The 20,944-nt window shown below is 40.7% G+C and carries 25 protein-coding genes; 13 read left to right on the forward strand and 12 right to left on the reverse strand.

What is annotated here, in order from left to right:
- Positions 1-216 precede the first annotated feature (216 nt).
- Positions 217-897 (forward strand): DUF421 domain-containing protein, encoded by a 681-nt coding sequence (locus QFZ72_RS23020; protein WP_307438134.1) that lies wholly within the window; start codon positions 217-219, stop codon positions 895-897.
- On the opposite strand, the gene QFZ72_RS23025 is transcribed toward QFZ72_RS23020, so the two are convergent.
- The gene (locus QFZ72_RS23025) at positions 894-1,748 is read right to left on the reverse strand and encodes an MBL fold metallo-hydrolase (RefSeq protein WP_307438135.1); all 855 of its coding nucleotides are present in this window, start codon (positions 1,746-1,748) and stop codon (positions 894-896) included. The two genes, QFZ72_RS23020 and QFZ72_RS23025, sit on opposite strands and share 4 nt — an antisense overlap.
- A 31-nt stretch (positions 1,749-1,779) precedes the next feature.
- The gene (locus QFZ72_RS23030; RefSeq protein ID WP_307438137.1) at positions 1,780-2,022 is read right to left on the reverse strand and encodes a hypothetical protein; all 243 of its coding nucleotides are present in this window, start codon (positions 2,020-2,022) and stop codon (positions 1,780-1,782) included.
- Between the two features lie 155 nt (positions 2,023-2,177).
- On the opposite strand from QFZ72_RS23030, the gene QFZ72_RS23035 reads away from it, so the two are divergent.
- A complete protein-coding gene (locus QFZ72_RS23035) occupies positions 2,178-4,439 on the forward strand; it encodes an ATP-dependent helicase (RefSeq protein WP_307438139.1) in 2,262 nt (753 codons plus the stop codon).
- Between the two features lie 98 nt (positions 4,440-4,537).
- Here the strand turns inward: QFZ72_RS23035 and spoVIF are convergent, their stop codons facing one another.
- From spoVIF to QFZ72_RS23060, 5 genes are all read right to left on the reverse strand, one after another.
- Positions 4,538-4,792, reverse strand: coding sequence for a sporulation-specific transcription regulator SpoVIF (gene spoVIF, locus QFZ72_RS23040; protein WP_307438141.1), 255 nt, complete (start codon positions 4,790-4,792; stop codon positions 4,538-4,540).
- 127 nt (positions 4,793-4,919) lie between these two features.
- Positions 4,920-5,051, reverse strand: a complete 132-nt coding sequence (locus tag QFZ72_RS23045; protein ID WP_307438143.1) for a YjcZ family sporulation protein — start codon at positions 5,049-5,051, stop codon at positions 4,920-4,922.
- A 91-nt stretch (positions 5,052-5,142) separates the two neighbouring features.
- The gene (locus tag QFZ72_RS23050) at positions 5,143-5,358 is read right to left on the reverse strand and encodes a hypothetical protein (protein WP_307438145.1); all 216 of its coding nucleotides are present in this window, start codon (positions 5,356-5,358) and stop codon (positions 5,143-5,145) included.
- Between the two features lie 139 nt (positions 5,359-5,497).
- Positions 5,498-5,641 carry a hypothetical protein gene (locus QFZ72_RS23055; protein ID WP_307438146.1) on the reverse strand — a complete coding sequence of 48 codons (144 nt, stop codon included), beginning with the start codon at positions 5,639-5,641 and terminating at the stop codon, positions 5,498-5,500.
- A gap of 119 nt (positions 5,642-5,760) precedes the next feature.
- Complete coding sequence (locus QFZ72_RS23060; protein WP_307438147.1) at positions 5,761-6,084, reverse strand: hypothetical protein; 324 nt, start codon at positions 6,082-6,084, stop codon at positions 5,761-5,763.
- A gap of 212 nt (positions 6,085-6,296) precedes the next feature.
- Between QFZ72_RS23060 and QFZ72_RS23065 the strand changes: the two genes are divergently transcribed.
- Positions 6,297-7,001 (forward strand): BMQ_0737 family morphogenetic spore coat protein, encoded by a 705-nt coding sequence (locus tag QFZ72_RS23065; RefSeq protein WP_307438149.1) that lies wholly within the window; start codon positions 6,297-6,299, stop codon positions 6,999-7,001.
- A 126-nt stretch (positions 7,002-7,127) separates the two neighbouring features.
- On the forward strand, positions 7,128-7,967 hold the full coding sequence (locus QFZ72_RS23070) for a hypothetical protein (protein ID WP_307438150.1): 840 nt from the start codon (positions 7,128-7,130) through the stop codon (positions 7,965-7,967).
- A 213-nt stretch (positions 7,968-8,180) separates the two neighbouring features.
- Here QFZ72_RS23070 and QFZ72_RS23075 read toward each other — a convergent pair whose 3' ends face one another.
- Positions 8,181-8,531: a DUF1360 domain-containing protein gene (locus QFZ72_RS23075; protein ID WP_307438152.1), complete on the reverse strand. Its 351-nt coding sequence runs from the start codon at positions 8,529-8,531 to the stop codon at positions 8,181-8,183.
- 154 nt (positions 8,532-8,685) lie between these two features.
- Here QFZ72_RS23075 and QFZ72_RS23080 point away from each other — a divergent pair, with 154 nt between their 5' ends.
- Together QFZ72_RS23080 and QFZ72_RS23085 are read left to right on the forward strand one after the other, a co-directional pair.
- On the forward strand, positions 8,686-8,961 hold the full coding sequence (locus QFZ72_RS23080; protein ID WP_307438154.1) for a hypothetical protein: 276 nt from the start codon (positions 8,686-8,688) through the stop codon (positions 8,959-8,961).
- Positions 8,962-9,007: 46 nt separating this feature from the next.
- Positions 9,008-9,796 (forward strand): HipA family kinase, encoded by a 789-nt coding sequence (locus QFZ72_RS23085; RefSeq protein WP_307438156.1) that lies wholly within the window; start codon positions 9,008-9,010, stop codon positions 9,794-9,796.
- Positions 9,797-9,955: 159 nt separating this feature from the next.
- Here QFZ72_RS23085 and QFZ72_RS23090 read toward each other — a convergent pair whose 3' ends face one another.
- Entirely contained in the window at positions 9,956-11,041 is a 1,086-nt protein-coding gene (locus QFZ72_RS23090) for a glycosyltransferase (RefSeq protein WP_307438157.1), read from the reverse strand.
- Between the two features lie 216 nt (positions 11,042-11,257).
- On the opposite strand from QFZ72_RS23090, the gene QFZ72_RS23095 reads away from it, so the two are divergent.
- The 3 genes from QFZ72_RS23095 to QFZ72_RS23105 are packed head-to-tail and all read left to right on the forward strand — an operon-like array spanning position 11,258 to position 14,627.
- Positions 11,258-12,544 (forward strand): UDP-glucose dehydrogenase family protein, encoded by a 1,287-nt coding sequence (locus tag QFZ72_RS23095; RefSeq protein WP_483862258.1) that lies wholly within the window; start codon positions 11,258-11,260, stop codon positions 12,542-12,544.
- Positions 12,541-13,500: an NAD-dependent epimerase/dehydratase family protein gene (locus QFZ72_RS23100; protein ID WP_307438159.1), complete on the forward strand. Its 960-nt coding sequence runs from the start codon at positions 12,541-12,543 to the stop codon at positions 13,498-13,500. Before QFZ72_RS23095 ends, QFZ72_RS23100 begins: the two co-directional genes overlap by 4 nt.
- Positions 13,497-14,627, forward strand: coding sequence for a glycosyltransferase family 4 protein (locus tag QFZ72_RS23105; protein WP_307438161.1), 1,131 nt, complete (start codon positions 13,497-13,499; stop codon positions 14,625-14,627). The genes QFZ72_RS23100 and QFZ72_RS23105 overlap by 4 nt, the downstream gene beginning before the upstream one ends.
- A 281-nt stretch (positions 14,628-14,908) precedes the next feature.
- Here QFZ72_RS23105 and QFZ72_RS23110 read toward each other — a convergent pair whose 3' ends face one another.
- Genes QFZ72_RS23110 through QFZ72_RS23120 form a run of 3 tightly spaced genes read right to left on the reverse strand, consistent with a single transcriptional unit; the run spans position 14,909 to position 17,914 of the window.
- A complete protein-coding gene (locus QFZ72_RS23110; RefSeq protein ID WP_307438162.1) occupies positions 14,909-15,649 on the reverse strand; it encodes a hypothetical protein in 741 nt (246 codons plus the stop codon).
- A gap of 15 nt (positions 15,650-15,664) precedes the next feature.
- Positions 15,665-16,732: a CotS family spore coat protein gene (locus tag QFZ72_RS23115; RefSeq protein WP_307439954.1), complete on the reverse strand. Its 1,068-nt coding sequence runs from the start codon at positions 16,730-16,732 to the stop codon at positions 15,665-15,667.
- Positions 16,733-16,780: 48 nt separating this feature from the next.
- Positions 16,781-17,914 (reverse strand): glycosyltransferase family 4 protein, encoded by a 1,134-nt coding sequence (locus tag QFZ72_RS23120; protein ID WP_307438164.1) that lies wholly within the window; start codon positions 17,912-17,914, stop codon positions 16,781-16,783.
- Positions 17,915-18,602: 688 nt separating this feature from the next.
- On the opposite strand from QFZ72_RS23120, the gene QFZ72_RS23125 reads away from it, so the two are divergent.
- From QFZ72_RS23125 to cotJC, 4 genes are all read left to right on the forward strand, one after another.
- Complete coding sequence (locus QFZ72_RS23125) at positions 18,603-19,667, forward strand: spore coat kinase CotI (RefSeq protein WP_307439955.1); 1,065 nt, start codon at positions 18,603-18,605, stop codon at positions 19,665-19,667.
- 182 nt (positions 19,668-19,849) lie between these two features.
- On the forward strand, positions 19,850-20,083 hold the full coding sequence (locus QFZ72_RS23130; protein WP_307438166.1) for a spore coat associated protein CotJA: 234 nt from the start codon (positions 19,850-19,852) through the stop codon (positions 20,081-20,083).
- Between the two features lie 2 nt (positions 20,084-20,085).
- Positions 20,086-20,349: a spore coat protein CotJB gene (locus tag QFZ72_RS23135; RefSeq protein ID WP_307438168.1), complete on the forward strand. Its 264-nt coding sequence runs from the start codon at positions 20,086-20,088 to the stop codon at positions 20,347-20,349.
- A gap of 18 nt (positions 20,350-20,367) precedes the next feature.
- Positions 20,368-20,937 (forward strand): spore coat protein CotJC, encoded by a 570-nt coding sequence (gene cotJC / locus QFZ72_RS23140; RefSeq protein ID WP_307438171.1) that lies wholly within the window; start codon positions 20,368-20,370, stop codon positions 20,935-20,937.
- Positions 20,938-20,944 lie beyond the last annotated feature (7 nt).

The following is a 20,944-nucleotide window of genomic DNA, read 5'->3' on the forward strand; positions in this document are numbered from 1 at the left end:
CTATTTTTTCAGCCTATATAGATAATAAATCAATTTAGATTATGCTTTTCAGGATGCAGACAGATTGTCATTCTTTCCAGGATTTTTTTCTTATTAGACTTCAGTAACATCATTATAGGCCGTTGCTTTAGGATTTCAATCTCCCCTTTTATTTTTCAATAAAAACAGCCAAACCTGCACATGCTAACTTCATCTAATACGAGACAAGGTGACGCTATGGAGTTTTTACATACAGGTCTTGATTTAATCGTTGGTTTTTTCGGCTTATTTTTTTTAACAAGAATTTTAGGTAAAACCCAAATTACACAAATTACTACATTTGACTTCATTTCTGCTCTAGTACTTGGGGAGCTTGTAGGAAATGCCGTATTTGACGACGATATCGGCATACTTAAAATACTGTTCGCTATCTCAGTATGGGGATCTCTTATTTATCTTCTTGAAATTATTACGCAAAAATGGAAGAACACGAGAGCCTTTTTAGAAGGAAGACCCACTATTATTATTCATCAGGGCAGAATTCTTCGTGAGAGTTTAAAAGCAAGCAAGCTTGATCTCAATCAGCTTCAGCACCTGGTAAGAGCAAGAGGCGCATTTTCATTGAGTGAAGTAGCTTTTGCTGTTCTGGAAACAGATGGGACAGTAAACATCTTAAAAAAACCCAAATTTGAAATGCCGACGCGAAGTGATTTTAGCATGACGCAAGAAAAAAAGGCAATTATGCCTTTTTCAATGATTCTTGATGGAGAAGTCCTGCTTGATAATGTACAGGAAGCAGGATTTTCAGAAGAATGGCTGCAGGAAGAGCTCAAGAAACAAAATATAAAGACCTACAAAGAGGTCTTATACGCTGAATGGCTTGAAGGAGAAGGACTTTACCTTCAAAAAATGAATTAACTTTTTAAATAAAGGATGGCATCCTCGATCACCATTTCAGCTTTTTGATCTTTTATCAGCTTCGTCGCGTATGCCATGATTGCAGTTCTAAACAGCATCCATGATGAAAGGGATGAAGGATTAACGCCAAAATGACGGCACATTTTTTGGATGACTTGTTCGTAAGTATGAGGACTGCTTGAGAGGATGTCCAAAAGGACGAAAAGAACGTGATGATGATATTCTATATTTAGCTTGACCGTTTCTTGAAAGGCTTCCTCATAATTCCCATGACCCGGCACCGCTCCGAGACATTCGATGGTTAAAAGTTTTTCTAAGGATTTAAGTGTATCTTCGGCATCTATTATGTAAGGAATCTTATGTTTTTTTATCTGTTCTGCACCAAAATAGGCGTCCGAAGCAAATAATATGCCGTCCGCCATCACGCCAAGCTGCATAAGACTGTGACCGGGGAATGCCATGCATTCAAATAAGACATCGCCAAATTGGTGCTTTCCTTCCGTTACCTCTTCATCAATGATAATAGGTGCCCCTTCCAGAAATTTGTCCCGCAGCTCAGGCAGTGGCTTGTTGCCTTGAAATAAATAAAGCGGTTCTAATATCGGATTGGTTAATATGGCTGCCTCCTCTTTTGAAGCGAATGTATGAACTGGATGATTTTCCTGAATATATGCAGCGCCGCCGTAATGGTCGGCGTGAGCATGAGTGATAAATAAATGGCTTAATGGAAAGCCTTGGGCTGTTAATTGCCTGCAGACTTTTTTTGCTGTTTGAGGATCTAGTCCAGCGTCAATAAGCATGCCATAATTGCCGCTCATGACATAGCCGATATTGACGGCACCCTGATGCATTTCATAACATACCTCTTTTGACTAAGTCTTTTCAAATCGATTCGTTAAATAGACGTCCATTCCCTGTCAATGTTTTCAAATAAACCTCCCTTGCCCGCTTTGTCCGTTTTGCCTGATCCAGCATATGGTCAAATTTCTTCTCTTCCTCCCTCGATCTGGTGTTAAGGTCAATTCGCGCGACACTTGATAATTCTGCATAATCTTGCTTGTGCCTGACCATCCGATTGGTGTACTGCACATATTGATCTAAAATAATTGGTGCTACGTAACTCATCTTCATCACCCCTGTCAGAATCTATTCCCATTATTTCGTGCTCTAAAACGAATGTTCCTTCCCCTTTTTTGTTTTGCTTCCTTTTGATAAGATAGAGTTTGTGTCTTTATTCATAAAGGTACGCATTTTACTGTGAAATTATGGGAGGACTTTCGTTGATTTGCGGAAAATTTAAAGATGAATTTATACAGCTCCCTTACTTGGCCAGAGAACGTTTTCAGCAGATCTATGAAGCAAGCCTTCATGGAAAAGTGACATGCGCATGCTGTAATCAGCCATTAAAGCTATACTTGGGCATCAAACAAAAACCTTATTTTTATCATGCTGATCATGCGATACATGAGCAATGTGAACAATACAGCGAAACGATTCAGCAGGCTGCTGCCTCAAAAGAAATCGTTTATAAAGAAACAAACGGTTTCCGCATGCCTGCCCAAAGAGCCATAGGCGGGGATCAGCCTATAAAAGAAACTGCCTGGAAGCCTTACCAGCTTGCAAAACTCGGACAAACTCCCTTGCGTGCAAAAGAAAAAACGGCTGCAAAAAGCATTCTGGAAGTAAAGCTTGATGATACACAGCTTGAAGCTGTTACTACTATTGACGGTCCGCTTCTTGTTCTCGCTGGCGCCGGGAGCGGCAAAACCCGTGTTTTAACTACACGCGCTCTTTACATGATGGAGGAACAGCAAATAAACCCAGGCTCCATTATGCTTGTCACCTTCACTTCAAAGGCAGCACAGGAAATGAAACACCGTTTGAATGAATATGCCACATCGCCTTCATCAGGCAGGCTGGTTTGCGGTACCTTCCACAGCATTTTTTACAAAATCTTGATGCACAGTGATCCCGAAAGATGGAATGGTCAGCACTTAATTAAATGGGACTGGCAGAAAGAGCAGTACATAAAATCCGCCGGACGCGAGCTTGGCCTAAGTGAAAAAGAGTTTCCATATGATCAGGCTCTGCAGCAGATCAGCTTTTGGAAAAATACGTTTCTCTCTAACCGCGGCATTAAGCCTGAAACAGAATGGGAAGAACAGGCCTTATTTCTATATGAAAAATATGAAGAAATGAAGAGCGCTCAGCATCAGTTCGATTTTGATGATATGCTGATCAAATGCTACGAGCTTTTAGCAGAAAATCCTGAACTTCTGGCCCAATATCATAACCGATTCCGTTATTTTCTCGTGGATGAGTTCCAGGACATTAATCCCGTTCAGTACGAGCTGTTAAAAATGCTGTCATCTCACACAAATCAGCTTTGTGTTGTCGGTGATGATGATCAATCTATTTATGCATTCAGGGGCAGTGATCCTTCTTTTATTCTGAATTTCAAAAGTGATTTTCCTGACGCGAAAATTGTGACACTTGCAGAAAATTACCGGTCAAGCCATGAAATCGTTTCAAGCGCTAATTCGGTTATTTCTAAAAATAAACAGCGCCACCAAAAAGCCATGAACGCACAATATCAAAATGAGGCACCTCCGCTCTTCTTTTTTCCTCATGATGAAGAAGAGGAAGCCACGCTAGTTGTGAATGACATGAAGGAAAAGCTTGAAAACGGAGCAAAACCGGATGAGTTTGCCGTCCTGTACCGGACCCATACGGCAGGCCGTGCCATTTTCGAGCGGCTCGCTCAATCTAGCATTCCTTTTACGATTGAACAGGAAGGCCTTTCTTTTTACGAAAGGAGAATGGTTAAGGGGCTGCTTGCTTACTTAAGGCTTGGTATGAACCCTGATGATTCTGCAGCCATCGTCCATGTGATGAGCGCCCTGTTCATAAAACAGAGTGCCCTGATCGACTTAAAGGCTTTTTCCATCACACACGATTGCACATTTGTTGAAGCGCTGACCAAACTAGATTCCCTTCAGCCTTTTCAAAAGGCAAAAATCAAGCGGATTGTCCCTATGTTTGCAAAATTGAAAGCATTAAAGCCGACAGCTGCCATTGATATGATTGAAAAAGATATGGGGTTCTCTGACTTTTTGAAAAAAAGAGGCAATGAAGGGAACGCCATTGAAAAAGGCTCTGACGATCTGAAAGATTTAAGAGTGCTTGCCAATAAATTTGGTACGGTCGCGGAACTTCTTGCGCATGTCGAGCATATGACAGCCAAATCGAAAGAATGGAAACAAAAGCGGGAACCCCATGCCGTTCAGTTGATGACGGTGCACCGGGCGAAGGGGTTAGAGTATGAACATGTCTATATTTTAGGTGCAGTAGACGGAAGCCTTCCGCATGATTTCGCCCTGGACTCCTTCCGAAAAGGGGATGAAAAGCCAATCGAAGAAGAACGCCGTTTAATGTATGTCGCCATGACACGTGCTAAATCTTCTCTGTCTGTTTCTGTTCCTCAATACAGACGGGGACGGAAAGCGATTCCGTCACGCTTTATCAGAGGATTGATGGTTTAGAGTTTGAGGTAATCAGCGGAACTCATTAATCTTTCAGCCAAACCTCTCAGGAACGGCCTCTCCAGATTTGGAGAGGCCGTTTTCTTATTTCTTATTTCTTATTTCTTATTAATCATCTTAGAAATTGTTCCAAAGTCCAGCTTCTCTTTTCCATTCACAATGCTGTTTACAATTTTGTCTTCCATTTCTTTATTAACAGGTTTATTAGCAATTTGAGAGACGCGGCGAATGACGCTGCGGACGGTTTGTTCATCTTTGAAGTTGGCATTTTGAAGGGAGTTTGCAAGATCCAGTACTTCCTTCATATTGACGCCTGTTTTCTTTTCAAGATTTTTAAAGAATTGATTATCCATGTTTGTTGCCTCCTTTACGATGATATATCCTATGAAGCTCTGTATCTGATGTGCTTATCTTTTTTAAAATAGGAAAGTACGGACAATAATGCCCGTACTTCCTTTTTTTTATCACGTTCAGAAATGCTTAAAAGAAAGAAGCACCTACGATGATCAATAAGATGAACAACACTACGATTAAAACGAATGTTGAACCGTGGTATCCTCCGCCTTGGTAACCGCCGCCGTAGCCACAGCCGCCATAGTATCCGTAACCCATTCTTAGCCACCTCCTTCTATCTTTCGTCTATACAGCATATGACAGTGATGCCGTTTTGGTTGGACAAATTGAGTAGGTCAAGTGCGGATATTTAAGATTTTAGGTGCTTTTCCTGAGCTGTCATCCATCTCTCTGCTTCATTTGCCATCTGTTCCATGCGTTTTTCAAAGCAGCCTGCAGATTTTTCAAGATCTCGAAGATCCTTTTCCTTCTGGTTCATCCATTTTGAATGCATTACCTGGTTCTCATCATGGCTGCCATACATCCCATCAAGAAACTTTTCGAATTTCCCGCTAATCTTTCCCAAATTCCTCACCTCATCTATTAACCTATTCAGGATTTAAGGAATTTGCTTTTGGTTTAAAGCCGCTTGCCTGCAGAGTGCTCAAGATTTATTCCAGAAAATAAAAATCCTCTGTAAAATACAGAGGACTTTTATCTTTTATTTAATCTCTGACAATCATCTTTTTCTTGCCGCAGCCGCAGCCTGTTTTCTTCATGCTGCCAGAAGGCTGATGATTATAGTGGGAAGAGCCGTATATGATGGCTGAATTTGATTTCGACGCTTTTGCTGCTTTTTTATATAGCATGATAATCCTCCCTTACGTTTCTTGCTTATAATCTATGTCATCAACCATCTCTTTGACTTCAGCGAAAGTACTAATATTAAAAGCCGAGACCCCCGGCCGGCCATTTATTTAAGAGTATGTTATTCTTTCGGTTTATCATCATCTTTTGAAGCTTGATTTTTCAGGTTCCTGATAAACCATGAATCGTAAAATTTATCTTCCTGCGCAGAATCTGTTTTTTCTTCAGCATCTTTATTTTTTGTAAGCAATTCAAATAGAACGAGATTTTCGCCTTCAAGATGATTGAGTTTTTCCTTTAGTTCTTTATTTTCTCTGAGCAGTTCATTGTAAGACCCATCCTCCTCATAATCCACCAGCTGTGCCCGCGTATGTGAAAGTTCTCTTTGCAAGTAAGAGATCCGCGCTTTTAGAGCTTTTACGTTTTCTGTCTGTTGATTTGTCACAATCCTCTCTCCCATCCATATATTAAATTATTCCCTTACTACTATGAGATTCAGCCTTCACAGGTTTTATGCAGGAAACTGACAATCACCTAAAATTCCGCTCTTATCACGGCACACAAATTGGGAAAAAACATACTATACATTAGTCCCGACACCTAATGTATCTGTTCATTAAATTGGACGGGAGAAATTAAGATAGGAGGAAAACAACAGTGAGTCAATCTAGAAAAGAAAAAGTTTGTATTAAGACGCGTAAAGTTTTCGACTGGGTTACACGTCCAGTAGATCTGCCTCTAATCAGTGTGAACAACGATGATTTAGATAAAATATTTGAATGCGAAGACAAAGCAGAAGATATTTGCAAGTTCTTACAGAAAAAGGGGCAAACAAGAGACGTTACAGTAAACTGCTTCCTAAGTGATAAAGACGGTGATCGCATTGATCCAAACGAGAAAAGCAAGTCATTTCTCTGCATGGAGATTTCACCGCTTGACAAACGTCAAGATGTAACAGTAAACCTTCCGAACGGGGACGAAGTTACTTTGCAAAAAGTAAAAGTACTTGTTAAAGGCTTTGTAACAGTTGAACTCTTAGATGCAAATGACATGGTTCTCTGTGAATCAGAACCAATTCCGTTTGCTACAGCTCAAACATTCATCCTTTGTGCTCCAGATGGAACTGAACTTGATTGCCATGTTAACTTCTTTGAGTGCGATGCAACTTTAGTTTGCACAGACGTGTTCTCACAACTTGATGTATCCATTTCATTCTGCTTAGATATCCAAATGGAAGCTGACGTGAAACTAGAAGTGGAAGCTAAAATCTGCAAACCGCGTGAAGAGTTAACAGAAGCAATCAATGTTTGCGACAACAGGAAATTCCCGCCGCAATGCCCTGAAGTCTTTCCAGTACACTAATTGAACTAAGATGGCTGTTATCAAATACAGCCTCTTATTTTTTTTGTTTCAATGCAGGTACCAAGAAATGATTTGATGCTTTCCTTCATACATATGCTTTAGGGAGTTCAGAAAGGAGCGGCAAAAATGAAAAAGCAAGAAAAGCCCAATTCCGGTGAGCGCTCTCTTCAGCTGCAGCAGCAAATTCTGCATTACCGTTCTGAACTAAGCCGTATGCAGCAGCTTGTCAATGACGCAGAAAATCAAGTAAAGAAAGAGCTCATTCGGAATCAGTATTTGCAGGAAAAACTGAACGAAGCACTCCACACCCACACCGATCAGTTTGAAAAAGAGGTGTTTAAGCTTGAGAAAAAAGTGCTTACACTAGAAGTCGCTCTTGAGGAAGAAAAAAAACGGACAGCTGATCTGCGCAAAAAAATACTGATGCAGGAAGATCAGGCAAAACCTGCTGTCATAGAACCGGTTGTGCAAGCAAGCGCCCACTTTCAGACTTCCATTCTCCTTCCTCAGGAAGAGAATGACAACTTGACTTTATTTGGAGACTTCATCATAAAAAACACCGGCAATCAGCCTTTGCATCAGCCGATTATCTGTATTCAAATTACACCGCTTCTCTTTGGATCATTAAGCGGAAAAATCATCCTGCAGCGAAAAATGGATGATACAAAAATTTACGAAGATGCTGCAAATAATCATTGGAAACACGTCCATGAAAATTGGCGTGAGCGAATCCGCAGCGACAATCAATACTGGCTCCAGCCTATAAGCGATGCACCAATTAAACCAAATGATAATCTAGTTTTCTCAAGTTTTGAGATATCCTTCCCAAAAACCAGACAGCCGTCCCATAACCGTAAATGGCTTTGTTTACACCAAAGAACTGCAGAGGGGAGTGCCCTCGTTAAACAAAATCTCGATTCAATAAAGAAAAGCGGAACCGCCCGTTTAGCGCAGGAAGACAGATAAGAATCCGACAGAAAAGGCGCTTTTTGCCTTTACTGGCGGAGCCGTTCTGGCCGAGGAGCTGGGCGGTGGAGCTAGACACCAAGAAAAGCGGAGCCGCCCGTTTAGCGCAGGAAGACAGATAAGAATCCGACAGAAAAAATGCTCTTTTTTAGCCCAGCCCAGGGATTATGTGCAAAGAATACAAAAAAGAGTCTAGCGGCATAGACTCTTTTTTTAGAAGATTAATTTTTCAATGATAGATTCAAGAATCGCTGCACAGCCTGCGATCGCCAGAATGAGTATCAGCGGAGATGCGAGGTCCGGCATGTTAACGAAAATAATATACAGAAAGGCAGAAGTCCAAATACCCGTGCACCAGTAACAGCTGAGCAATTCACCGATCCACTTCTGCAGCCCTTCTCCCTTTATTTCAATATAGGAAAGTGTGCTTCCATCAGGCAAAACCTCTTCTGCTTCCTTATGAAATGGCCTTCTGATAAAAGCTGTTATTTTATCATAAACAAGCAATCTGGTAAGTCTGAAGCTCGCTAAAAACAGTAAGATAAAATCGATCCATCCAATCATATATTTCTCCTTCTCTGCAATGAATAATGATACATTTTATGAAAGGTCAGGGTGTTTATATGACTGAAGTTCGCGTTTTCTGGTTAAATATCCATACTTTCTGGGGAGGTGTTACATATACTGTTTAGTAAATGAAGCATCGAAGGAGGATATTATGAGAAAAGTAATCTTTTTTAACTTTGAAGAATCAAATGATATAAAACAAAAATTGGCCGGATTAACAGAGGGGGATGAAGTAAATGTTCATCTCGGGGAAAAAATTCATTATGAAGCCGCCTTCAAATCATACAATTCAGCTGATGAAACAGCGGCTTTTATCATCGACCGTTTTTATGAAAATGGAGGAGAACTCGCCTCTTTCAAATTAGATGAAATTACTGGCCTTGAGCTTCCGCTTAGTGAAGATACTGTTGAAGGAGAGGATGAATAAAGGGCTGTATATAACAGCTCTTTCCAGTATGAGGGGGGATGGATTCTTGTCAGATAAAGAGATCATGCCAGTCCAATACTTAAAAACATTGGAAGGAAATTATGCCCAGCTGTTTTTACTCAGCGATGGGAATCATTATGTGGTTAAATTTCATATGGTGCGGCACTACCGCAAACGGGAAATAGTAAATGAATGGCTTACAGCAAAACTTGCCCATCTTCTTGATTTGCCGAGTTTGCCAATTAAAGTTGTTCATATGCCTGAAGACTCTCTGGCAGATATACCTCCATACCGCTATTCTTCATATAAGCCAGGTAACCATCTGGCTTTTCCATTTCTGAAAAATGTAAAATCCTATGCAGAGCTTGCAATGCCTCCGCAAAAAGAAAACCTGGTAAATATGAAAGACCTGGCGGGAATGCTCGTGTTTGATCAGTGGGTGAACAATAATGACCGCAGCCGGACAAATATACTGTTTGAAGAAAAAGAAAACGGAACCTATTTCTTCTGGATGATTGATCATGGCAGATGTTTTCCTGGCATGTATAAATGGAATGAAGAAACACTTTCTCAAGAACCTGTTTACCGCGTTAAAATGCCTGTATACCAATGGGCAAGTTCGCTTATTATGGATCCCCTTTTGCTTTATGATTTCAGTGAAAAAATGAGCAATGTAAAGCAAGAGGACATTCGGGCGATTCTTGCAGAAATCCCGTCTGATTGGAATGTCACGAAACAGGAAAAAGAGAAGCTGCTTGCCTTTTTAAAAAGAGAGGGATTGCATGAGCTTCCTCAGCTTATCATGGATGCAAACAGCAAATACTTTGGCACCTAGTCAAGTGTTTTTTTATTGGATAAGAAAGTATTGCCGCACTCGTGTCAAGCTCGAGCGCTTAACCCCTCAGACAGAACGGATCCGCCATGTCTGCGCTGATCAAGGCACTTGAGCTTTTCTTAATTGCAGCAGAAAGAAAACGCAGATTTCATTCTGCGTTTATTTACAATTCTTCTTAAGAAATTTATCATACATCTCATGCTGCTTGATCAGCTGTTTTTTCAAGTCGAATCGTTCTTCAATTATATGTCTTGCAGCACGGGTATAGTCACTCCATGTTTCTTGTGAAAGGAGGAATGATTCAATTCCGTCCGAGAGCTGCTGAACATTTCTTTCTTCAATTAAATAGCCTGTGCGAAGATGAGAAATCAGCTCAGGTATTCCTGCATGCCTGGTTGATATCACGGGGAGACCAATCGCCATCGCTTCTTTAATAGCATTTGGAATGCCTTCCACATCTCCGTTTTGGGCTATTTCACTCGGCAAACAAAAAAGGTGCGCTTTTTTCAGTTCTTCTGCTATATCAAACAAGCTCATTTTCCCTAATAAAAACACAGCATCCGTTATATGCAGTTCCCTGATCAGCGCTTCGAGATTAGCTCTCTCCTTGCCGCCTCCAATGATTTTAAGCTTAATATTCGGATATGTTTCATGGACCGACTTAAAAGCTCGTATCAGTGTGTCATGCCCCTTTTTTTGAACTAGTCTGCCGACTGAAATGATGACAAACTCCCCATCAGCAGGTTTATGGCGTTCTTGAAATGGAAACACATCCAGGTCAATTCCTCCATAAAGAACATTTATTTTGCAGCTTGGAACCCCAAGCTTCAGAAGCTCATTTCCAAGATATTCACAAACAGGCACGAATAGACTGTCATGATTGACAATTGAACGGTAACGCGAAAAATTTCTATTATACAGCGCTTCGCTTTGTGCTGAACCGTCAGAACCTCGGATGCTGACTATAAAAGGAAGGTTATGCTGCATGGCAAGCGGAAAGACATCAACGGCATGCTTGCCATGATGTACATGAATGGCGGCTACCTTCTGTTCTTTAAAAAAGGCAGTTAGATCCGGAATCTCATTTATATTATAAAAAGAATCCAATGGGAAATCCGTGTCCTGCTTCCTCTGAAAGGGACCGATTACAATAGAGCGGTACAGCCCCTGATAAACCATTTGATTGTATATAAAGCGCTGATTGATTTTCACATCTTCCATTAGATAATGCGCAATTGTTTCCATCTGAGAAGATTCACTCCTCTGCTCAATGTAAAGATAAGAATTCTTCTACCTCACTCGCTCTTCATTTTTTATGTTGTAGCCTATTCACAAGATGCCCCGAAGGTATTTTGTCCTTGTAAAAAGGCCCTTATATGAGTTTTTTCTCATCTGCTGTAACCTTTCATGCTTGTTTCATAATAGGCTATGAGAGGTGGTGTTTAGAAAGGGGTTTCTACTATGAATGTTTGCGTGATTGGCGCTGGCTATGTTGGCTTAACAACTGCAGCAGTTCTCTCAGATCTTGGTCATCACGTTACATGCATCGATCAAGACACTAATAAGATTGCATCGTTGCAAAACGGCTCTATTCCAATTTTTGAACCTGATTTAGAAGATTGCGTCCAGAAAAATAAAAGCAGGCTCCGCTTTACTGACGATCTTTCATCAGGTATAAGCAATACAGAAATCATTATTATGGCAGTAGGAACACCGTCCTTACCGGATGGCAGCTCTAATTTAAGCTTTCTTTATAAAGCGATGATTGATGTGATGGACCATCTCGCTTCCTATAAAATAATCATGATAAAAAGTACAGTTCCTCCGGGTACAAATGCCTCAATCCTGGAATTGCTGAAAGAAAAAGGATATCAGCCTTCCCTATTTGACCTTGTATCAAATCCGGAATTTTTGAGGGAAGGATCAGCTCTTCATGATATGAGGTTTCCTGATCGGATTGTTTATGGCTTAGCGGAAGAAAACGAGGATTTACTTGGTAAATTAAATGAACTATATAAAGGAATTGAAGCACCCATCATCGTAACAAATTATGCTGGAGCAGAATTGATTAAATATGCTTCTAATGCATTTTTAGCTGCTAAAATCAGTTTTATCAATGAAATCGCCCGAGTTTGTGAACTATTTGGCGCGGATGTAACACATGTTGCTAAAGGGATCGGTCTAGATGCGCGAATTGGCCATTCTTTTTTGCAGGCAGGTATTGGGTACGGAGGCTCCTGTTTTCCAAAAGACTTAAAAGCGTTAAGCTTTACTGCTAAAGATAACGGGCTGCAGCCGCTCATACTGGATGCTGTTCAATCTGTAAATGCCACACAAATCAACGTCTATTTTGAAAAAATAAAAGCCATGTTTCCGGCTCTGTCCTCTATGAAAATTGCCGTACTCGGTATTGCTTTTAAACCAAATACAGATGATATCCGGGAATCCCCAGCTGTTGCATTCATTAAAAAACTGCATGAATATGGATGTACAGTGTCTGCTTATGATCCCAAAGCTGCTTTGCCAAAAGAGCTCAGTATGGTTGAGCAGACTGAGACTCCTGATGAAGCTATACTGGATGCAGATCTAATTGTTGTCGCAACGGATTGGAAGCAAATCATCGGCCTCGACTGGAAGCAGATACGGCGTAATATGAAAGGCAGAGCAGTGATCGATGCAAGAAATTGTCTTAATCCTGTTCTCATCAGGGAAGCTGATTTAGATTATATTGGAGTTGGCCGTCTATGAGAATCGTTGTAACAGGATGCGCTGGATTTATTGGCTCTCACTTATGCGAAAAGCTGCTGGAACAGGAAGAAAATACGGTTATCGGGATTGATTGTTTTATCGGTCCCACACCAGGCTCTTTGAAAGATTTAAACATATCTAAACTGCTCCCGCATCCTCGCTTTAAGCTTATTAAAAAATCAATCATGAATATTGACTGTGCCGACCTTCTGCAAAAAGCAGATATCGTCTATCACCTTGCAGGTATTCCAGGAGTAAGAGCAAGCTGGGGAAAGGACTTTTTTCCTTATACTGAAAATAATATCCTTGCTACACAGCGTTTATTGGAAGCTGCTAAGTCTGTAGTAAGTCTCAAAAAGTTCATCTATGCTTCCACCTCGTCTATTTATGGATACAAACATGGAATGGTGCCTGAGGATGCGATGCCCGATCCGCTCTCGCCTTATGGGGTAACAAAGCTTGCAGGTGAGCATTTATGCTCCGTTTATCATCAGAACTTTGAAGTTCCTGTTACGATTTTGCGTTATTTTACCGTGTATGGTCCAAGACAGCGGCCAGACATGGCATTTCACCGCTTCTTTAATCAAATTCTAACGGATCAGCCGCTCACTTTATTTGGAGACGGCACTCAATCCCGTGATTTTACGTACATTGATGATTGCGTTAAGGGAACAGCTGCTGTCATGAACGCAGAGAATACCATCGGAAAAATTTTTAACATCGGCGGAAAGGAAAGAGCAGCCATTCATGAAATCATAAGTGAAATTGAAAAAATTGCAGGCAAGAAAGCTGTCATACGGTATTTAGATGCAGCTACCGGCGAACCGAAGCACACTCATGCAGATATCTCTCACGCAGCGAAGGTATTAGGCTATTCACCTGATATTTCCCTTCGCGAAGGGCTTATAAAAGAATTTGACTATATGAAGGTCATTTTAAAAGGAGAATCGCCATGAATCTCGCTTTTATCTGCACGGAAAAACTGCCCGCACCAGCTGTGAAAGGAGGTGCCATTCAGCTTATGCTGGACGGCATCTCCCCTTATTTCAGCCAAAAGTACAGCGTCACAATTTATTCGATTACAGACCCTCTTCTCCCTGCTGAAAATACGGAGAACGGCATTGTGTATATTCGTTTTCCAAGGTCATCCTTTCATGAGGAGACAGCACGTGATCTAAAGGGAAAATCTTTTACACATATTCATGTTTTTAATCGCCCGAACGAAATTTGGAGATATAAACAGGCTTCCCCTGACAGCAAACTGATTCTCAGCCTGCATAACGATATGTTCTCAACGAGAAAACTAAAACCCAATCAGGCATTGACAGCCATTCAAGACTGCGATGCAATCACAACAGTGAGTGAATACATTAAACGCACTGTCACCGTCCGCTATCCGGAGGCAGAAGAAAAAACTCATGTTGTATACTCTGGCGTTGATTTTTCAAAGTTTTATCCCAGCGGGTCTCCTAAAGGCATCAAAATTAAGGATTTATGGAGGAATAAGTACGGACTGCAAAATAAAAAAGTGATCCTTTTTATCGGCAGATTAAGCCGGACTAAAGGGCCCCACCTTTTAATAAGAGCAATGGAGGAAGTCATTAAAGAGCACCCTGACGCCGTTTTAGTCATTGTCGGAGGAAAATGGTTCAGTGAAAATGGAATAAATGAATATGTTCAGTACTTATACGATGAATCAGAGCCTTTAAAAAAACATATCCTTTTTACAAAATATATACCTTCTGAAGAAATACCAAAAGTACTTCTGATGGGAGATATGCTCGTATGCAGCTCGCAGTGGCATGAACCTTTGGCGAGAATTCATTACGAGGCCATGGCAGCCGGTCTGCCGATTATCACCACTGATCGCGGGGGAAATGCAGAAGTAATCATCAATGATATGAATGGCTATGTGATCAAAGAGTATGATCAGCCGGAGGCATTTGCAGCACGCATCTCATACTTCCTTACGAACAGCACTCTTTCTGCATCTCTAGGGACAAATGGACGGCGCTATGCTGAAAAGAATTTTTCATTTATAAAGACAGCAAGAAAACTGGAACAAATTTATATTAACGCTTAAAAGAACCGGCTGAATGGCTGGTTCTTTTAATTTTCGGCATCCTGATTCGGCCTATAATAAAAAAAGATATCAGCAAGCTGATATCCCAGGCTGTCGACAAAGTCGGCAGCTATTTTCTTTATCTAGATGAGGTTCAAGATATAGTATGATTTTTTTGAATAGATATCAATATATGCAAAATTTAAGAAACAAAAACCCCTTTCTTCTTCAATAATTTCTCTGGAAAAGGGGTTTGTCTACACTCTGAGATATCAGCAAGCTGATATCCGAACTACTAACCTTCAACCTAAAAACAAAACTTTGTTTTTTCGCGCTGAAGGCCCTGATTTTGATTTTCTTCTTGATGAGGTAAAGCGAAGACCCGATTGTTCTTGGTTTTTGCTTGATTGATTTGAACCCTGATCACTTTGATTAAATAAATCGATTAATTTATCGTAGCTGTATACTTGTTTTGCTCTGCTTCCCGTAAACTTCACTGAGTCGCTTAATGATTGGTCTGAAGCAGCAGGCTCCTGCGCTTGTTCAGTTACAAGGCCAGCTGCTGGGAACATATCTTCAGCTTTAACAGCTGGCTCCTGTCCTTGTTCAGTCACATGACTAACTGCTGGTAACATATCTTCAGCTTTAACAGCAGACTCCTGCGCATATTCAGTCACATGGCTAGCTGCAGGGAGCAAATCTTCAGCCTTAACAGCAGTCTCCTGTTCCTCTGTTTTCGTCATCTCAGCTGCAGCCTCTTGGCTTAAAGATTGAACGGTCTCTTGCATCACTTCGTTTATTGGCTCAACACTCATAATTGCTTCTTGAGGCTTCCGTTTTTTTAATGGCAATTCAATCAGCTCTACATTTCCATTTGCAGGCTCTGCATGCCGTATTTTATACTTTGACAAGAAAGTCTCTGGATCTTCAAGCATCGTTTCATATTCAGCTGAGCTCCATCCCATCGGACCAGGAGGAGAAAATGAAAAGTTCACTAGTTCCACTTTTGGAATTTCACTGAATTCTGAGTGATTCGTACTCATCTTGCTCACCCTCCTTTATGCTTTAATTTTCGAATATAACCCATCGAAATCAGTTAAGAATTCATGCTTTGACTGCTCAACAGAAATAATGTTCTGCAGGGCCCATATATATTTCTCATCTGACCAGGATGTTTTTTGACCGAGGAAATACTTATGAACGATCGAACAGTATAAATGAGGAAACTTCAAATCTGTCCATAAAACCCTGTACTGATCTTTCGTAAGAGGATTCGTCTTGTCATACGTTCTTAATAACTCAATGACCAGCTCAGAATCCCAGACTGACATTTTTTTCAAAACCTTATTTAAAATCACTCTCAAATCCCTGGATGGCAAATCAGATGTAATGGAATGCAGTTCTTTCATTGCAAGGCCATCTTCCGTCTCAATAAAACGGGCAAGCGTAAAGTCCTGCTGGCAAAACATTCCCGATTCTAGGCATTCAAGAGACCATTTCTCATAATGGCCTTCATCGAGTTCCGCAAGAGCCTGCTTGCCGCGGAGAATCATTTCATCAATTGATTCAATCACCATTTTTGCGAAGGGATCCTGCAGCCACGTTTGTTCTGCATCAGGTTCGATGACAGCCGGAGCTGGAAGATTGTTTTCTTTATCCGATTTTAAAGCGAGCATTTTATTTCCTTCAAGTTCCTGCAGCTTCCATCTGAATAATTTATGCCATTTGCCGAGGCGGCTTCTTTTTTTGCTCATTTCATCCGGCATATAGCCAGCTGAGGTTTGATGGAATTTTCCAATGAACTCCATGATTTGGAGCATTTGTCTTTTATCATAATAGAGAACTTCTTTTCCTTCTTGCAGATCATACAGGACATATGCTGAATTATCAGCTCCGACACAGATTGCCCCTGCTTTTGTACGATGTATGCCTGCAATTGGCAGACCATTGTCCTGCAGATGCTCATGCCCTTCTGCAATCAGCAGCATCCTTGCAGGCTTCATGACAACTCTCTTTAAAATTTTCACACCCTGACCCGTCTCTACTTTCCAAGTCGTACGCCCGCTTTTGTTGGTTAAAAGGGTTATCGACTGTATATCAAAAGGGTACAAGTTTAGGATATTCATTTGGAGCTCATGATTGTTTAGTTCTGTATCCAAGATGTTTCACCCTCTCTATCTTCCATTTTCATAAACTCTAAGTAAATTCCCGGCTACTGTGTTCCAGCTGAATTCACGCTCTGCTTTTGATCTTCCGTATCTTCCCATTTCATTACGTTTTCCAGAGCTGTCAAGCAGGGAGTTTATGGCTTCAGCATAAGCAAGAGGTTCTTCAAAATTATTGACAACCTTACCGTTTCTGCCTTCATCAATGACTTCCGGATTTCCTCCGCGGTTGCTTGTAATGATTGGAAGACCGCAGGCCATAGCTTCGTAATGAACGCGTGCCAGCGGTTCCTGCCATTGCGATGAACATACAAAAATGTCTGACATGGCATATAGAGTTGGTATGTTTTTCGGCTGAACAAACTGAATGAATTGAACATTTTCAGGATACATGGCCCCGAGTGTATATAAATGTCTGACATAGTTGTTGACTTCATTGTCGCCAAACCATTTTGAGCCGATGAAAACCATGACAGTATCAGGATGTTTTTCAAGGATCTTAGGCATTGCCTGCAAGAGGATATGAGGTCCCTTTACTTTACTTAAACGTCCTACAAATAAAATGATTTTCTGATTCTTCAGATTTAATTCAGAACGCACTCTTTCTTTGAGCCTTCTGCCTTCCTGCGTCCAGTCCGGAAAATAAGTCTGCAGGTCTACACCAGAATAAACGGTTCTTACCTTCCCTTTTGCCTCAGGGAATCTGTCTGTAATGGTACGGCCAATATAATCGCTGACCGTTACGATTTGAGCGACAGCTGTAATACAGGCTCTGCCCTCTTCATCCGTCATTTTTTCAACGGCGAACATCTCATTGTGAACACTTAAAATCCATTTCGTATTCGGGGACTGGGCATGCAGTGCTGGAATCCAGGCTGGTCTGTTGCACAGGTGAACCACATCGTACTTTGTGTTTTTTAAATGCTCCCCTAGAAAAGACAGATATTCGCTTTGTGCAAAACGTATATAATGAACACCATTTCTCGTTTCTTTTTCTGGTAGATCTGGATGCTGAATTGAAAGGATTGTCACTTCATGTTTTTGTGCAATAAGAGGGGCAATGGAATCCAGGTAGATCTGGATTGCTCCTCCTTTTATTGCGGGAACAGGAAGTTTTTCAGTCGCTATTAATGCAATCTTCATACGTTACCTCCATTCGTCTAGTAAGCCCTTATCTTAAAATACGAAAAAACAGGGAGTATGTGCTTTTCTTCATGTAACATTTTCAAAAAAGGCGATTTGATTATTTTTTAATCTTTTTTCAGACGGCTGCAATTATCCTAGGACAAAAAACAACCTTTTCTCATAATCTATGAAGTAAAAGGATGGGATGGTGACCATATTGGAAGAAAACGCAAACACAGGATCCTTTCATGATTCAGCAAAGGATACGGTAAATATTTTTTCACTTATTGATCAAAAAAAAGCTGCAGACAATGCACCTAATCAAACAATAGAAGCACCAAAGCAAACAATAGAAACAGATTCAGCTGAACAAGTCGTGCTAAGCTCAAAAAAGCCCCAAAAAAACAAGAACAAATCAAAGAAAAAAAAGGCTTCGGTCAAATTTTTATCTGAAGCGGCGACCGAACAAAAGCTGGTCAAAAAAGCATTTGAAGAATCATCAGCAAAAAGAATAGAAAAAGAAACAGCAGCAGAGAAAGAAAACACTGTCTCTGCTGAGCTTAATGCGCCAAAAGCAAAGAAGGAAAAAAAGAAAAAGAAACCGATGTCACCTGAGGCAAAAGCAAGAAAAGAAAAACAAAAAACAACTGATGATTTTATCGCAGCACTTGATCCATTTACTGAAAAAATCCTTAAAGAAGCTAAAATGAAAAAAGAGGATCGTAAGGAAGAGAAAGAAGAAGAAGTATACGTTCTCTCTCCTGAAGAAGAAGCCAAACTTGTTAAGCTTGCGGAATACATTATTGGGAGCTGGGACGTTCAGGTTGACCGGATTGAAGTCATTCAAGGCGGTCAAATGGCACTCGTATGGAAAATTCACACGAGCAATGGACCGGTCTGTTTAAAGCGGATACACCGTCCTGAGAAGAAAGCATTATTCTCCATTAATGCACAGAATTACTTAGCCGAAAAAGGCGGCAGAGTACCGGGAATCATCCGCAATAAACAAAACGATCTCTTTACAAAACAAGGTCCTTTTTTATTCGTTCTTTATGACTGGATTGAAGGCGGCGTATTTGATTTAGCAGTGGATCCGGATCTGGAAGTGGTTATGAAAGGCCTGGCGGAATTCCATCTTTGGTCTGAAGGTTATCATCCGCCAGAAGGCATTCCTGTGTTTAAAAAGCTCGGACGCTGGCCAAATCACTATATTAAAAGATGTCAGCAAATGGAGTCATGGAAAGTTATCGCCCAAAATACTCCAGATAACCCGTTCTCTCAATTGTATCTGCAGGAAATTGACTATTTCATCGAACAGGGGCGCCAAACCCTTGACCGCCTGATGAATTCAAAGTATGTCCCTTGGATTGAAGAACAGTCTGCAAATCCAACCCTTTGCCATCAGGATTATGGCGCAGGAAATACTGTGCTTGGGAATGACGGCAAGATTTGGGTCATCGACTTAGATACGGTCTCTTATGATCTTCCTATCCGCGACCTGCGAAAAATGATTATACCTTTACTTGATACTACAGGAGTGTGGGATGAATCAAGATTCCAATTAATGATGAATGCTTATGAAAGTGTCAATCCTTTAACGTCTGAACAAAAAGAAGTGATGTATATCGATATGCTTTTCCCTTATGAAATGTATGATATTGCTCGGGAAAAGTTCGTCAGAAAAACAGATATGTTCCCAGAAGAGCTTGCTCAGGCTTTCCAGTATGAAAGAATCAAAGAAGCACATTTAAACAGCTTAATTAATTCATAAAGCCAATCAAAAGATGATTTCAGCTGCTGGCTGCTGTCATCTTTTTTTTTTGAAAAAGACCGTATCATGTTGAGTTAAACCATCATTCTTGGTACAAATCCATATCATTCAAGTTATTCATTATTTTAATTCTAAATGAATACATTCGTAAGAGACTAAAAAATAATGTGAGGTGTTTGAAAATGAATAATCAGGAATCTTTCTCCGCTGTTAAAACCTATATTCCTTTTCACAGCCAATTCGATCCCTGTCCGCCGATCGGCAAAAAATACTACTCGACTCCCCCAAACTTATATCTGGGATTTCAGCCGCCCAATCTTCCTCAATTCTCCCCATATGAAGCCTTAAAAAAAGGTACATTATGGCCTGTTTTTTATGATTATTATGAAAATCCATATAAAAAAGGAGGAAGCTAAAGATGGCTAAAACACTTCCGCCAGAATACTATCAGAAGTTAGAGGAAATCCAGGCGGTTGATTTTGTTCTTGTCGAACTAACCTTATATTTAGACACGCATCCTGATGATGCTCAGGCTATCTCCCAATATAACCAGTATGCACAATATTGCAGACAAATCAAACGTACGTTCGAATCTCAATTTGGACCTCTCAGTCAAGGAAGTCCTAATCCTTCAGGTGAATACTGGACATGGAAAAGCGGTCCATGGCCATGGCAAGTATGACGAAAGGAGAGGATCAGAATGTGGACATATGATAAAAAGCTGCAATACCCTGTAAGAGTCAGTACATGCAACCCTACTTTGGCCAAATTTTTAATTGAACAATATGGAGGAGCGGACGGTGAGCTTGCTGCTGCATTGCGTTATTTGAATCAGCGCTATACCATTCCTGATAAAGTCGTCGGGCTTCTTACAGATATTGGAACGGAGGAATTCGCCCATCTTGAAATGATTGCGACAATGATTTATAAATTAACAAAAGATGCAACCCCCCAGCAATTGAAAGAAGCAGGTATTGGAGATCATTACGTAAATCATGACAGCGCATTGTTTTACCAAAATGCTGCTGGAGTTCCTTTTACTGCTTCATATATACAGGCAAAAGGAGATCCTATTGCTGATTTATACGAAGATATTGCAGCAGAAGAAAAAGCCCGTGCTACCTATCAATGGATTATTGATATGTCTGATGATCCTGATTTAAATGATTCTCTCAGATTTCTAAGGGAACGGGAAATCGTGCATTCTCAGAGGTTTAGAGAAGCAGTAGAAATTTTAAAAGAAGAAAGAGACAGAAAAAAGATCTTTTGAGAACAAA

Source organism: Bacillus sp. V2I10 (genome assembly GCF_030817055.1).
In the GTDB taxonomy this organism is placed as follows: Bacteria; Bacillota; Bacilli; order Bacillales; family Bacillaceae; genus Bacillus_P.